The organism is Legionella parisiensis, from assembly GCF_001467945.1.
In the GTDB taxonomy this organism is placed as follows: domain Bacteria; phylum Pseudomonadota; class Gammaproteobacteria; order Legionellales; family Legionellaceae; genus Legionella; species Legionella parisiensis.
Genome location: NZ_LNYQ01000013.1, coordinates 101907 through 117312 on the forward strand (window position 1 = coordinate 101907; position 15406 = coordinate 117312).

The window sequence follows — 15406 nt, forward strand, 5'->3', positions numbered from 1 at the left end:
TTGTTTGCAACCGGGAAAAAGAGTTTAGCCTGGTTTCAAGTAACCAGGCTAAAATTGATTAAGCGATGGAACCATTGCGCTTAACATTGTTAAGTGTATTTACTTGAATTCTGCTTTCGGCACGTTTACCTCGCCAAACTACTACGAAAGCAATGAGCGAAGAAATAAATAAAAACCCCATCACCCCAATAAAACCATTCATGAATATTTTATTAAACAATTGATGAGTTAAATCATTTTCGGGAAGTTGTAGTGAATGAGTAGGATTAGCGATGAAATCCATTAAAGTTGATGTTTGTGTTTCATTTAATCCTATTGATTTGGAGAGTACATTATCAGTTATAAAATTATAAATAATAATCGCAAGTGTTAAGCCTATAGAGCCGCCGATATTAAATAAAGTAACCATAGAACCTGTTGCTGCGCTTGCACGCGCGGGACCTACAGCTGTTTGGGCAGCAATAATGGAGACGGTGTTACCCATTGCCCACATGCTTCCAAGACAAATAAAAGCGAAAATGACATAATAGATGGAGATGTTGCTAGTAAAAAACACTTGTAATAACGCGGCGAAACAAGCCAAGAACAACCCTAATAGGATAGTACGTAATAACCCTAGACGACTAATCAGTTTTCCTACAAAGAATGCCATTAGAAAGACAGAGACGGGGATGGCGAATAAAACAAAACCAGATAATTCTGCGGATTGGCCTTTGATAATTTGTAAATATTGGGGATCAAAAAATAAAGTAACCGCACTTAGTATTCCCGCTAAAAAGCAGAGAATAGCTCCTGATGAAAAGAGTAGGATCGAATAATCTTTAAAATCAATAAGTGGATTTGGATGATTCTCTTCGGCTTTAATCAATAAGATAGCTGTGATAATGGCTATTGCAAAACAGATTAAAGTCAAAGGTGCAGTCCAGCCATAGCTTTGGCTATAAATTAAACCAAGGACTATGCCGCCCATGGTGAATGCAAGTAAAAACATACCTCTTATATCCAAAGAGAGCTTTTGGGTATTGGTTTGTGATTCGGAAATGGATTTGAAGCAAAATATATAGCCCAATAAGCAGATAGGAATATTAATGAAAAAAATCCATCTCCATCCCAGATAAGTAACAATGAGTCCGCCTAAAAGAGGGCCTAAGGCCAAGGCAATACCACCTATGCTACCAAACCATGCTACAGCTTTGCCCCGTTCTTCTTCTGGAAAAAATTGCGGTAGTAACGAAAGACCTAGAGGGAAGATAATTGCAGCTCCGACTCCTTGAAGCAACCGACCCAAAATTAACCAATGGATATCGGAAGAAATGCCCGCGATAATGGACGCAATAACAAAAATGCCCCCACCTAGATATAAGCAGCGTCGGCGGCCATATAAATCACCAATGCCTCCCATAACTGTCGCTAAAACGCATAGCGCTAGAAAGTAAATATTCATCACCCATTGCATTGAGACTAGATTTGCTTGCAGTTCATGTTGTATTGTGGGGAGGGCAACATTCACGACGGTATAGTCGAGATAACATCCAAAAGAAAGGAGGGCGATTCCAATAAAAGCATACCATTTGTGTTGATAATTATTGACTTTACTCGTTATAGACACGTTTCATCCTAGTGATTATGTTTAAAAAAAAGCTATAAAAGATAAAATTTAGCCAAAATATGCCGAAAAATTGTAAAGTAATATCTATTTTAAAACAAGAAATAAAATCCTTTTGATAATAAAATACACACAACATCCTTGTTGTATGCAATTTTATCCTGGATAACCTAAAAAGCTAGGAAATGTATGCTTAATTTGAGGGGTGTTTAACCAAATCCTTAGTAAATAACGAATGGTTTTATTTTCAGGGTGGTCAAAAGTCGTTCTTCCATGGAGAATTTCCTCATTATTAATTAAAATAATGCTGCCTGGCTTTACTTTAGTTTCAAATGCAATGTCTTCGCGCAGTGAAATCTGATCAAATAATTCCAGGGCTTCAATTTGTTGCGGAGTAAAACGTGGAAGCTCCGGGAATTTTTTTTGTGCATCATTATAAAATGGTTGATGATATTGGCAGCGCAATTCTTTGCCATGCATGGCAAAGACAGGACTCAAGTCATAAGGCGGAGTACCCGCAGCCTCATTTCCTCGGCGATCAGCATAGAACGGTCGATACAATACCTCAAGAAGATCGGGTCTTATTTTTTGGATTTCATCATGAACGGTTCGAGAGCTAGCAAGAATTGTATGGCCTCCAACATCAGCAGAGGCAAGACAATACATACCTAGAATGGCTCCTGCATCGGTATGCATGGGTAAAGCCTCTTTCACATAAGGGCCCCGTGAGTCTCTAGCATCTAAAGTCATTCCTTCAATACTTTTGACATCAAAGATAAGATCGTCATTTTTATTTTGAATTAAAGGCGAACCAAAATTCGAGCAAAAGGCTAAGAGAAATTTTTTAATTGCATCTGTGCTGTATTTATCATGCGCAGTGGGCAAACCGTTTAACGTGATAAATCCGCGAACATAGATTAATGCATGCATGATTTCATCAAATAACGGGCGTAACTTATCCCTTAACTTATTTTTTAGGGTGCTGTCATCCCAAGCGACATCACTATTTTCCAATAAGTCCAGAATCTGCAGGATTATTTGTTGTTCAGGTGCAGACAGCTCACGTGAGTTTGCTGGTCCTTCTTTAATCTCCTTGCTGTACCATTTTAACGGATTATTCATCTGCTGAGTCATTTTTGTTCCTGATATGTATAGCACTTAAGTTAATCGTTTATTTCGGGCTCATTAAAAACAAATTTATTGAATTAGTAAATACCAAAATGAATATTTTTAATGTTTAGTGAAAAAAAAATAGTGAAATAGTTCTTATAATTGATATAATCATGCGCACTCTCAAGTAGTAGACGATTTTATTTATTAAAATTAAAGAGTTAACGAATTTGAGTTGTTTCAACATACATTTTTTCAAGAGGAAGCTATAGATGTTTTCTGTCGAGCATAAAATTGAGGAACAGTGGATTCCACTCAACACGGAGGAGTTAAACACACATAAAGCGTCATTTAGATATTCCGATCTGGATATCGAAAGTGAAAATAAGAAAATGAATTTTGAAGGGAAAAAAGCGCTGTTATTTATTAGTGTTGGACAGGCGTATCATGAAAAAGGGAAGTTTCTAGCAACAATTGAATTAGTAAATAAACACCCGTTTGCACGCTGTGACATTGTATTAGCTGATACACTGCAAAAGCATAATCATTATGGCAGACTGGGTGAGGAAAAGGCTTATGTCTTTGCTAAAGAAGCAGGTGACCTCTGGTTGGAACGAAGTGCTTATGCACTGAGTAAACTTACTATTCCGCATAGTATTATTCGTTGGGACGATTTTCTATTTCATGAAGAATATGCAGAACTCAAAGAACAAATCCTTGCTGCCTACCATGAAAATGAGGAATATAAAGCTGCTCTTCATACTAATGTGTTGACTTATATTGATCGTTTAACTTTGATTAATCCTTCTACAGATACAAGTACGCTATTTAATCATGGACTGAATTATCTTATAGAGGAATGTCCTATTGTAATGCCGCTCTGGGCAAAAATGGGGTATGACTATATTATTTATCCTAAACCTTTGACTCCGGGCATGGGCAAAACGCGAGAATTATTTGTTACAGATGAATATTCTGATAAATGTCAGTGGATTTATCTGCGCTTTAAAAAGAAATAATCACATCAGGAGGCATCCTTTTAGGATGCCAAAATGCTAGGAATGCTTTTTTTACAAAAATTATTTTTGCCCTGGATCATTAAGGAATTTTTATGATAAAAGTTAGCCAAGTCCCAGTAATTGATGTTTCAGCGTTATTTACTGCTCGTTCAGTACATGATTTACGTGCATTAGCTCAGCAGTTCGAAGAAGTATATACTAATATTGGCTTCGCATATATTGTTAATCATGGCATTTCTCCGTATATGTTTGATGTGATTTTTGAACAGTCAAAACTGTTCCATCATTTACCTGAAGAAGAAAAATTAAAGATAAAGCAAAATCAATTCTTCCGCGGTTACATGGCTATTAAAGGATCTCGATTTAAATTATCCACTTTAGGTGAAACCATTATACCCAATCAAAGTGCCGCTTTTATTTTAGGCCATGAAGTATTGGAAACCGATCCAGATTATAAATCCGGTATTAACCTTGCAGGACCTAATCAATGGCCTTCAGAGCATTTATTACCGGATTTTAAACATATATTGCTACATTATCGTGAAAACCTTTCCCTTCTAATACGTAATTTAATTCGTGTTTTTGCGTTATCATTGAATCAGGATTATTATGCTTTAGATAAATTTTTTATCAACCCCACTACTTTTTTACGTCTTCAGTATTATCCTCCTCAACCCGAAGTAATACCTGAGCATCAATATGGAATTGCTCCCCATACTGATTGGGGGGCGTTGACTTTGTTGGCCCAAGACTCGGTTGGTGGCTTACAAGTCAAGCAATGTGATGATACTTGGTTAGATGTTCCCCCGTTAGATGGAGCCTTTATTTTAAATACTGGGGATATGATGCATCGTATTAGTAATGGTAAATATATTTCAACTCCTCATCGAGTTATTAATATTTCAGGAAAAGAAAGATATTCCATTCCATTCTTCTTTGAACCCGATCCTCATGCGGTTATTGCACCAGTTAATACTGAGGAAGAACCAATGTTTGCACCTATGGAATATGCTGATTTCTTAATGATGCAAATCAAAAATAATTACAGTATAGGCGCCAAGGATAAAGAAGCATTAGCAACGGTGTAGATAAAAATGTTGAATGTTTCAATGGAACAAGGAGGTTATTTATTCAATTTTTTGAGGTTAATATGTCGAGTTTATTTTTAAATCAAAATGATCAAACTGTATTGTGTAATCGATTTAATGAATTGATTCAATACGTAAAGGAAAATTTTGAATTTTATAAAAACGCCTATAAGAATCTTCCTGCTGAAATTACTGACTTAAATGATTTGCATCATTATCCAGCGATTGATAAAAAGTATCAGGGAATTTCTGTTCTCGTTGACGAAGCTCTTGCTAAAAGACCTCCTGCATATTTTGAAACGAGCGGGACTTCAGGTAATCCCTTTCCTGTGATTCCTGATTTAGGAGCAGATCGTAGTCGTGAATTTGCGAATTTTATTTATGAATGGCTTGGTTTGGATAAAACTGAAGTTAAGAGTGCGGTCATTGCGTTACCTTTTGAGATGAATCCTATTGGCTTAAAATATTTTGCAGCATTAAATCAATTAGGGATTATGGCCATTCCAACGGGAGTTAAAACTCATTTATGCTCACCTAGAAAAATGTTGGACATTTTTGCTCGCATGAAGCCTGAGTTATTAATTGCTCGTCCACTGGAAACACTTCGCTATGCAGAGGCGATGCGCGCTCAAGGTATTGATCCAGTAACTTCCTCAATTAAAAAAATTATTTTAACTGGGGAAATCATCTCTAAAGCTAAATTTGCCCGTATTAGTAAAATGTATGGTGGAGCAACAGTGCATGGAGTTTATGGCCTAACAGAACTTGATAGTGGCGGTTTAGTGTCATGCAGTAAGCATCAATATCATTTACCTTCAAAACCTTATTTAGTTATTGAATTATTAGAAGATGATTTTAAGACCCCCATAAAAAATGAGGGAGAGTTAGGCAATATCGTTTTAACCAACACACATCAAAACTATATGCCGCTGTTACGTTATAAAACCGGCGATTTTGGTAAACTTCAGCATGGCTGTGGTTGTGAATACGATACTCCTGTTATCAATGCTATGGGGCGAGCTGCTGATTTAATTCAATGTCAAACTACAGGAAATACAGCTTTTCCAATAGAAATTGAAAATATTTTATTTCAAAACGATGACATTGCTTGTGATTATCAAATTATTACAAGAAATGGTGCCGTTGAGTTGAGAATTGAATTATTAAACAATTTGGATTCAGAACAAGTTGCAGTATTAACTCAACAATTAAAAACAGAAATTTTAAAGCAATTATCTATTGCTGTAGAACATATACATGTCTTTATGCCAGGTCAATTAGCCAATAAATTAGGGATTGCGAAAACTAAAGCTGGGACTCTTTATGTGTTGGATGGTATGAGTGAAGAAGAGGCTCAAGACCGCCTAGAGTTAAATTATTGTTGTGAAGAAGGGTTATAAAGAATGATAAATTGGGAAAAATACAGAGAATTGTTTCCTGTTGTAAATCAGCAAACCTATTTTATGACTGCTGGGGGTGGTGCTTTATCAAAGCCAGCACTTAATGCGGTTAATGAGCGTTATCAATCGTTGGCCTCCAATGGGGGAAGGATTTTTGGTGATAACATTCAGTTGATGGAAACATGTCGAGAAAAAATTGCTCGATTAATTAATGCAGAAAAGGAACATATTGCATTTATTCCCAGTGTTTCATTTGGTATGAATGCACTAGCACATTCCTTGCCCCGTAACGATTCAACTTTGCTTGTGAAAAATGATTTTTCTTCTTCTATTTTACCTTGGGGAAATGCTGGGCATTCAATAAAATGGGCTGATGCAGCTGCAGATATTGCCGAGCAATTACAACAAAGCGATGAAAAATTTTCTTCAATCGTAGCGAGTTATGTCCACTATGCTAATGGCTATAAACTTAATTTGGAGCAAATTAAGGAACTAAAAAAAGATGCTCGCCTTATTGTTAATGGAACCCAAGGTATCGGTGCATTCCCTATAGATGTGGAAAAACAAGGAATTGATGCATTAGTTTGCTCATGTTATAAGTGGATGGGCTGTGGTGAAGGAATAGCATTTATCTATATTCATCCAGATTTTTTTAAAAAATTAACACCCGCTTTAATTGGTTGGAGAAGTGTCCAATCTGCGATGAGTTTTGATGGCAAGTGTCAATTTTACCAGTCTGCTCGTGTTTTTGAATTAGGCTGGGATAATATGACTATTTTTTCAGGTTTTAATGCAGCGCTTGATTTAATCGAAGAAATCGGCATTACGAACATTGCAGAACGGATTATTTCTCTCACAGATTATTTGCTTGAACGATTGCGCCAGCTAAATGTTCCCATTGTCTCTAATACTGAGAAACAATATCGATCTGGCATTATCCAGCTGGGGCCTTTCCAGGAATTGGATAGAGTAATGAAAATTTTGGAAAGTCATGACGTTTGGGTCACTCAACGCGATGGTGGTATCAGGGTTTCCCTACATTATTATAATAATGAAACGGATATAAATAATTTAGTAAAAGCACTTCAGGATTTATAATAAATCCTGAAGTTTTCCAGAAGAAATGGTTTTAGGTCGTTGGACATGCCCCAGTGCCTTCTTCATCTTGGTCGCCCAATTCTTCATTGGAATCCTTATTTATAGCTTGGTTATATTTACTTTTAAAGATCGAAGAAGTATCTGCAAGACTTACATAATAAATTGGGGTGTTCTCAATAGAAGAAGCAGCTTTATCTAGAGCAGCTGTAAATTCATCTAATGCTCTTACTGTTTTTTTAGTAAAAATGTTTTGCCATGTATCTCCAAGTTCTTCTTTTAAAAATAGAATTTGATTTTCAATATCATGTTTCATTTTCTGTATGTCATCATAATTTCCTAATTTCTCCGCTGGAAATTGAGCGAGTTTTTCTAATAAACCAAGTCTTGCGTCTAGATAACGAAGGCGTTCTTCATCACGTGGCTCTTGCATCATTGTTTTCTCTATTTTTTTATGACATGCCCCAATTCTTTCTACAACCATATTTTTTGCTATGGCAAAGTCTAGGTGGGCAGAGGTTGCAATTAGAGTTTGGGAATTTAATTTACAATAGTCGAGCAGATCAGGTTTGTGTTGTAATTTTTCCCATTGCTTAAAAAGGCCCTCAGGGAATAAACGTACACCCTCATCGCCTTGTTCTGCGGCAACCCAGTTTCCTGGTTGCGTGGGGTCGGGTTTTAGCAGGATCAAATCATTGGTTATTATCATGTGGAGGTTGTCTTTACTGTGTTTCTTAAACCAAGCTTCTGCACTTTTTGATCCACTGTCACCGAAGGAAAATCCAAAACCGTTATACTCTTTGGACTCTGCTAGTCCCTTTTTATTCAAATCTAAGTCTTGAGGGTCAAAGTCTTTTGTTTTCCAAGCTCTTCTGGAGCCCATAAAGGAAACAACTTTTCGAAAATTATCGGGGTCATTGCCATCTACACGCGTAAAAATCTGTTTTGTATTCTCCAGCAGCTCAATTTTTTTCATTAAACCTTTAATGTTGCTCAGCGGATTATTCCATTGGGAAAATGTCTCTGGAATCACTACCCCTAAGTCTGGGGTTAGGAAAGCTGCTTTACGCACCCTTTTTTTAACTTTTTCCAAAATTTTACACTCATCATGTAAATCTTTTATCCCGGTATATCCCTGATTATTAGCTAATTGAATAACGAGCTTGCGCATTTGTGACACTTCGCGGATAACTCCTCCATCAGCTGCAACAACATAATTTCCACTGAGATCATTAGAGTTAACTGATAAAAATTGATTCGCTTTGTCCACTGCTGCTTTAGCAGCATATGATTTACCAGATCCTGATGGGCCGGCAACGATGACTACAGGACGCTCTTCCCATTTAGGGCCATCAAAATGAGAGGTTGATTGAATAACGACCGCATCCCTGAATTCTTTGCTATACATTTCTTCTTCCAAAGCCAAATGAAATAATTCAAGGCCTTGTTTACCAAGAAATTTTAGCATATTTGTGGTGGCTTCTTCCGGATGGGTTGCTCGTACCTCAGGGTCTCCTTCGTATTCAGGGCAAGGATGCGTCTGAATATATTCTATGAACTTTTTTCTAAAAAATTGCGAATCGATGGAGTCAAAAAAACTGTCTTCTTCCTTATAGGTTAATTTATAGTTTCTAACTTTCTTCTGATGCACGTCGTCATAATCATTTATGCCTTTATATAGCTCGTGCTCTGCTTCGAAGCCAATACGAAATGGTCCTTCAGAATCGTATTTTCCAATTTGTTGCTGTAATGAAGTTACGGTTGAAGAATCTATTAGTGCTTGCATAATACAATATCCCATAAATTACTGCTATTTTTGATTTAATTATAGTCAATATATATATTATGCGAGTGCTAACAGCATATTTATTAATGTGATGAATCGCTTTTATCGCTTTTACCAACTAACCAATCAGCACTGACTTCGAATTCTTGTGCTAATGCGTTGAGCAGCTTTTCATCTGGGCTTGTTGCACCATTAAGTAATGCTTCTGCTTTAAATTTGGGAATTTTAACAAGCTTTGACAAGACTTCAATGCGCTCCGTGCTCGATTCTGGTGCTCCAATATTATCAAGCTCTTTATTAAGTCTTTCTGAAAATCTCTTATTAAGCATCTGCTTCTCCTAATAATGATTTAGTTAAGGTAAGTACATACAAATTACTCATCTAAGTCATCGCTCCACAGCAAAGCCATTGGATATCAGGCAGAAGCGAACGGCTATCTTATTATTTCATATAGCATAAAAAAAAGGTTTTGCAATGATCACCCTTAAAATTGAGTACATTAAACGTGTTCATGCAAATTGCGCTTCTCAATAATTTGATTGGTGTTGATCTGTACTGTCTTTCAATTTAGTATTGACCTCAAAAGATGATTGTTTAGGAGAAACATGATCGAAGATGTAACTGTAAAGTATCCTTGTGATTTAATTATATTCGGTGCTTTAGGAGATCTATCCTGTCGTAAATTATTTCCTGCCCTGTATCAGCTAGAACGTTCTCATTTGCTTCACGCCAATACACGTATTATTGGATGTGCACGTGACCTATTGACATTAACGGACTGCGCTGGGTTCATAAAATCTAAAATACAAACGTTTATTGGTGAGGAGCTGGAAGAGCAAGTTTGGTTACGTCTTGTGCAAAGGATGACCTATTGCCCGATCGATCTTGCAAATCCTGAAGAATATGCAAAATTAATGGATTATGTAAATGGTGCGGAGCGAACTACGATTTCATATTTTGCGATTCCTCCTTCATTGTATGCGCAAACCTGCCAGGGTCTTTCAAGCATTGGTTTAACCAAGCAGCCGTCACGTGTCGTTTTAGAAAAACCAATTGGTCATGATTTGCCTTCATCTATTGCAATTAATAATGAGGTTGCTCACTTTTTTGCTGAAGATCAGATTTATCGAATTGATCATTATTTGGGTAAGGAAACCGTATTGAATCTTCTAGTGCTGCGTTTTGCTAATGCGATTTTTTCCTCAAATTGGGATAATCAGGCAATTGATAAGGTTGAAATTACTGTTGCAGAAGAGGTAGGCGTTGAGGGAAGGTGGGCTTATTATGATAAATCAGGCCAAGTAAGGGATATGCTGCAAAATCATTTATTACAAATATTGTCTCTTTTGGCAATGGAACCGCCAATGAGCTTATCTGCTGAATGTATTCGTAGTGAAAAGTTAAAAGTATTAAAGTCATTACGGCCTATTTCTGATACTCATATTCATGAACACACCGTGCGCGCTCAATATGTGGGAAGTATGATTAAAGGCCAACAAATACCTGGATATCTAAATGAAGAGGGCGCACAAAAAGGGTCAACCACGGAAACTTTTGTGGCAATTAAAGCATATATAGATAATTGGCGCTGGTCTGGAGTTCCCTTTTATTTATTAACAGGGAAGCGATTATCAAAAAAACAAAGTGAGGTGGTCATTTACTTTAAGTCCCAACCTTACAATATTTTTAAACAATTTAAACAAGAACTCTCGCCTAACCAGCTCATCATCCGTTTGCAACCCGATGAAGGCGTTGAACTGCGAATGATGAATAAAATTCCTGGTCTTAGTGAAAGCATGCAATTAAGAGACAGTAAGTTGGATTTAAATTTCAATCATCTGTTCAATTCACAGCGAATTGCTGATGCATATGAGCGCTTATTGCTGGAGGTGATGTTAGGTCATCAATATCTCTTTGTCAGCCGCGAAGAAGTAGAGCAAGCGTGGAAATGGATCGATGAAATTGAGCAGGCATGGGAAAGACAAGATACTCCTCTATATACTTATCCATCAGGCACTTGGGGACCTTTGGAATTAATGCGTTTGTATAATGGCAAAGCACACGTTTGGGGTGAGCAAAATGCTGTTACGTAGTTTTAGTGAAGCCCCTTTATTAACCGATGACCTGGTTAGTCAGCTAAAGCAGATTCTTTGTGCGGCGATAGAACATCGTGATCATGCTTATCTGGCCGTTTCAGGTGGAAAAACTCCTATTGAGTTATTCAAGGCTCTTGCAAATACGCCTATCCCCTGGGATAAAATTACTGTAACTTTAACTGATGAGCGTTGTGTCCCTATTGATGATCCGGATAGAAATGAACGGTTAGTTCGACATTTTTTACTCCAGCATCATGCATCTAAAGCTCATTTTTTGAGTTTATATAAAGAAGGTCATACTCTGGAGCAGACAGAACATACAATTGCTTCTTTACCTACTTTTGATGCGGTTGTTTTAGGGATGGGGGAGGATGGACATATTGCATCTTTATTTCCTTGCGCTGACGAGCTTGCAATAGGTATGGATGATCATGCTGCGGCAGTAGTTCTCGTCAGTCCGAAGACTGCTCCCCATCAGCGAATAAGTTTGTCCAAAAAAAGACTGTTAAAAAGCCACAAGATTTTTTTTCATTTATTAGGTCAGAAAAAATTGTCGGTATTGCATCGAGCAATGGCAGAGCACGATCCTATGATTATGCCAGTTAGTGCTTTTTTAAATAACTTTAGTACTAACGTTCAGGTGATGTATGCACCTTAAGGAAATAATATGCACCCGGTTGTAGCTCAGGTTACAGATCGTATCCGTGAGCGTAGCGCGCATAGCAGAGATTCATACTTGAAACATCTAGAGAAATTGCGCATGGATGGCCCTCAGCGTAGTATGCTGCACTGCGGTAATTTAGCACATGGCTTTGCTGCGTGTACGAAGCTGGAGAAAGCAAATCTGAGCGGTATGACCAAAGCAAATATAGCTATTATTTCTGCCTATAACGACATGCTTTCGGCACATCAGCCTTATAGGGATTACCCTTCCTTAATTAAAGAAGCTATTTCTGCTGCTGGAGGTGTAGCACAATTTGCAGGAGGTGTTCCTGCAATGTGTGATGGCATTACTCAAGGCCAAATAGGAATGGAGTTAAGCTTGTTAAGCCGAGATGTAATTGCCATGTCAGCGGCTATAGGTTTGTCGCATAATATGTTTGATGGCGGTCTCATGCTGGGGATTTGCGATAAAATTGTTCCCGGTTTATTGATGGCGGCTTTGAGCTTTGGGCATTTACCGTTTATTTTTATTCCCGCAGGTCCCATGCCATCGGGTATATCAAATCAGGAAAAAGCACGTATCCGACAATTGTATGCCGAAGGAAAAGCAGATAAAAAAGCATTGCTCGCGGCAGAAGCTGCCTCATACCATTCTCCGGGTACATGTACTTTTTATGGTACGGCGAATTCCAATCAGTTAATTATTGAAACTATGGGGTTACAACTTCCTGGTTCCTCGTTTATCAATCCCGACACACCGTTGCGCGATGCACTAACTCGGGCTGCGGCACAACAAATCCTTTCTTTAACTGCTTTGGGTGAAGAGCATCTACCCATTGGTCAGCTGATGGATGTTAAAAATATTGTTAATGGGATTGTCGCATTGCTGGCATCGGGTGGTTCAACCAACCATACAATGCACCTAATTGCAGTCGCAGCCATGGCGGGTTATTCGATCAATTGGGATGATTTTGCTCAATTGTCTGCAGTAACTCCTTTAATCGCCAAAATTTATCCCAATGGATATGCAGACATTAATCAGTTTCAACGAGCGGGAGGAATGGCATATTTTATTCACGCGCTTCTGGATGCTCAATTAGTTCATGAGGACGTGCATACAGTGATAGGCTATGGTTTGCAACGATATACGCAACAACCCTTATTGGATAATGAGCGACTACTATGGATTTCTGGACCCTCTGTTTCAAGTGATGAGGGGGTATTAACTTCAACCAAAACCCCTTTTAAGGCTCAAGGTGGTTTGCAAGTATTAAGCGGAAATATAGGGCGTGCAGTGATCAAAACCTCAGGCCTTGCTGCAGGAAAAAGTAAGATTAAGGCTCCAGCGGTAGTTTGTTCCAGCCAAGAAGAATTTGAGCAGCTTTTTCAAAAAGGTATTTTGAATCAAGATTGTGTGGTTGTACTTCGTTTTCAGGGACCTAAAGCCTGTGGAATGCCTGAGTTACATCAACTAACCCCCAAACTCGGGGTTCTGATGGATAAAGGCTACCAGGTAGCTTTAGTAACGGATGGACGTATGTCCGGTGCTTCAGGTAAGGTTCCTGCAGCGATTCATGTTACGCCTGAGGCAATAGATAATGAAGTGCTATGCCGTATTGAAAGTGGAGATATGATTTTAATTGATGCGGAGCAAGGCGTATTGCAATTGTTAGTCACTGATTATGAATTAGGGCTAAGACGCAGCGCTGTTTTAAATGAAATGGAGTTTCATCTGGGGGTTGGCCGAGAACTGTTTACCAGTTTAAGATCACAGTTTACGGGAGCTGAGCAGGGAGCGTGTAGCTTGTTTCGGGGAAAAGAGTCTTGCTATGATTTTTGATGATTTAAAATCTTATGCAATCGTTGCTGATATTGGCGGAACTTTTGCACGATTCAGTCGTGTTAATTTAGAAAATTTGGTAACGGATAAAATTGAAGTTTATTCATGTGCCGCATATGACAGTCTTGAATCAGTTTTATTAGTTTATAAGGTTCAACACGGATTAGACGCAATAAAGCAAGTCGCTTTGGCTATTGCATGCCCAGTGCTTGATGATGTTATTTGTATGACTAACGCACATTGGCGCTTTTCTACTAGTGAATTAAAGCATAAATTAGGGTTGACTGAACTTAAGGTTTTGAATGACTTTAATGCGATTGCTATGAGCTTGCCTGTCTTATCCGACCAACAACTGCTCCAGATAGGAGGCGGTACTGCAGATAAAAATGGTGCAAGGGCAGTATTGGGGGCTGGAACAGGGCTAGGGGTTGCATTCCTTGCCTCAAATCAGGAAGGATATTATGCCCAGGCAGGGGAAGGTGGGCATATGAGCTGGGGTGCGAAAACAGAGCAGGAGTGGTTTATTTATTGTCATCTGAAAAAAAAATATGATCATGTATCCTATGAGCGCTTGTTGTCAGGCCATGGTTTGGAAAATTTATATCAGGCACTGGGCGCTTTCCATCAGCAAGAAAAAATGTATGCACCTGCGTCACAAATTATTACTTTGGCCTTAACACAACAATGTACTATCGCCGAAGCAACAGTGGCCCAATTTCTTGCAATTCTGGGATCTTATGCCGGGGATTTGGCATTGGTTTTTGCAGCTTTTGGTGGGGTGTATATTGCTGGTGGTATTGTGCCTCGGCTCGTTACATTGCTGGAGTGTAGTGATTTTAGATCGCGTTTTGAAGAAAAAGGTCGTTTTAAAGGGTTTAATGCAAAAATCCCGACTTATGTGATTACTGCCGAGCAGCCAGGGATATTAGGAGCTGCAGTTTATTTAAAACAATCGTGGTCTAGATAAAAATAAAGGATACCCGCTATTAGCTAGCTAATTGGGTTAGACTTTTATCCAGACTGCAGTTGACGAGAAGGAGAGGTATATGTCTTTTCCAAACTGGATGGTGCAACCGGAAATCGTATTTAGTACATCACCTGTAATTCCGGTAGTTGTAATTAAAGAAATAGAGCATGCTGTGCCTTTGGCTACTGCGTTGTTTGCAGGAGGTATTCATGTAATCGAAGTTGCACTGAGAACACCAATCGCTTTAGATGCGGTTAAATTACTGATAAAAACCTTCCCTGATGCTTTAATTGGGGTGGGTACTGTAACTACTCCAGAGCAATTAAAACAGGTTGCGGATCTAGGTGCAAAATTCGCACTAAGTCCTGGCAAAACACAGGATTTACTGACTGCTGGACTTACTTCCAGCATTCCTTTAATCCCAGGTATAGCCAGTGTTTCTGAGTTAATGGAAGGATTAATTATGGGATATACCCATTTTAAGTTTTTCCCTGCAGCAGCAGTAGGGGGAGTCAATATGTTGCGCGCAATGCATGGACCATTTCCCCAAGCAAAATTTTGTCCAACTGGCGGTATTAATGAAGTGAATTTTTCTGATTACTTGACCCTTCCGAATGTTTCTTGTGTAGGTGGATCTTGGATTGTACCCGAAGAAGCCGCTAAAAAAGGGAATTGGTCATTAATTACTGATTTATCTTTTGCTGTGCGTCAAAGTGTAAGAGGATGGGATTAGATG

Annotated in this window: 13 protein-coding genes; 9 read left to right on the top strand and 4 right to left on the bottom strand. The window is 38.4% G+C overall.

What is annotated here, in order from left to right; all coding sequences use genetic code 11:
* Positions 1-58: 58 nt before the first annotated feature.
* Positions 59-1609 (bottom strand): MFS transporter, encoded by a 1551-nt coding sequence (locus Lpar_RS06495; RefSeq protein WP_058517178.1) that lies wholly within the window; start codon positions 1607-1609, stop codon positions 59-61.
* Positions 1610-1762: 153 nt separating this feature from the next.
* Positions 1763-2740 carry a TauD/TfdA family dioxygenase gene (locus Lpar_RS06500; protein WP_058517179.1) on the bottom strand — a complete coding sequence of 326 codons (978 nt, stop codon included), beginning with the start codon at positions 2738-2740 and terminating at the stop codon, positions 1763-1765.
* A gap of 248 nt (positions 2741-2988) precedes the next feature.
* Between Lpar_RS06500 and Lpar_RS06505 the strand changes: the two genes are divergently transcribed.
* The 4 genes from Lpar_RS06505 (at position 2989) to Lpar_RS06520 (ending at position 7321) form a co-directional block, all read left to right on the top strand.
* On the top strand, positions 2989-3735 hold the full coding sequence (locus tag Lpar_RS06505) for a tRNA-dependent cyclodipeptide synthase (RefSeq protein WP_082650346.1): 747 nt from the start codon (positions 2989-2991) through the stop codon (positions 3733-3735).
* 92 nt (positions 3736-3827) lie between these two features.
* A complete protein-coding gene (locus tag Lpar_RS06510) occupies positions 3828-4823 on the top strand; it encodes an isopenicillin N synthase family dioxygenase (protein WP_058517180.1) in 996 nt (331 codons plus the stop codon).
* Between the two features lie 62 nt (positions 4824-4885).
* Positions 4886-6223: a phenylacetate--CoA ligase family protein gene (locus Lpar_RS06515; protein WP_058517181.1), complete on the top strand. Its 1338-nt coding sequence runs from the start codon at positions 4886-4888 to the stop codon at positions 6221-6223.
* A gap of 3 nt (positions 6224-6226) precedes the next feature.
* On the top strand, positions 6227-7321 hold the full coding sequence (locus Lpar_RS06520; protein WP_058517182.1) for an aminotransferase class V-fold PLP-dependent enzyme: 1095 nt from the start codon (positions 6227-6229) through the stop codon (positions 7319-7321).
* Positions 7322-7352: 31 nt separating this feature from the next.
* On the opposite strand, the gene Lpar_RS06525 is transcribed toward Lpar_RS06520, so the two are convergent.
* Together Lpar_RS06525 and Lpar_RS06530 are read right to left on the bottom strand one after the other, a co-directional pair.
* Positions 7353-8786 (bottom strand): P-loop NTPase family protein, encoded by a 1434-nt coding sequence (locus Lpar_RS06525; RefSeq protein WP_193392448.1) that lies wholly within the window; start codon positions 8784-8786, stop codon positions 7353-7355.
* Between the two features lie 401 nt (positions 8787-9187).
* Complete coding sequence (locus tag Lpar_RS06530) at positions 9188-9433, bottom strand: hypothetical protein (protein ID WP_058517184.1); 246 nt, start codon at positions 9431-9433, stop codon at positions 9188-9190.
* A 276-nt stretch (positions 9434-9709) separates the two neighbouring features.
* Between Lpar_RS06530 and zwf the strand changes: the two genes are divergently transcribed.
* From zwf to Lpar_RS06555, 5 genes are all read left to right on the top strand, one after another.
* Entirely contained in the window at positions 9710-11197 is a 1488-nt protein-coding gene (gene zwf / locus Lpar_RS06535; RefSeq protein WP_058517185.1) for a glucose-6-phosphate dehydrogenase, read from the top strand.
* On the top strand, positions 11184-11858 hold the full coding sequence (pgl, locus tag Lpar_RS06540) for a 6-phosphogluconolactonase (protein WP_058517186.1): 675 nt from the start codon (positions 11184-11186) through the stop codon (positions 11856-11858). The genes zwf and pgl overlap by 14 nt, the downstream gene beginning before the upstream one ends.
* Before the next feature lie 9 nt (positions 11859-11867).
* Positions 11868-13703 carry a phosphogluconate dehydratase gene (gene edd, locus Lpar_RS06545; RefSeq protein ID WP_058517187.1) on the top strand — a complete coding sequence of 612 codons (1836 nt, stop codon included), beginning with the start codon at positions 11868-11870 and terminating at the stop codon, positions 13701-13703.
* The gene (glk, locus tag Lpar_RS06550) at positions 13693-14670 is read left to right on the top strand and encodes a glucokinase (protein WP_058517188.1); all 978 of its coding nucleotides are present in this window, start codon (positions 13693-13695) and stop codon (positions 14668-14670) included. Before edd ends, glk begins: the two co-directional genes overlap by 11 nt.
* A 79-nt stretch (positions 14671-14749) precedes the next feature.
* The gene (locus tag Lpar_RS06555; protein WP_058517189.1) at positions 14750-15403 is read left to right on the top strand and encodes a bifunctional 4-hydroxy-2-oxoglutarate aldolase/2-dehydro-3-deoxy-phosphogluconate aldolase; all 654 of its coding nucleotides are present in this window, start codon (positions 14750-14752) and stop codon (positions 15401-15403) included.
* Positions 15404-15406 lie beyond the last annotated feature (3 nt).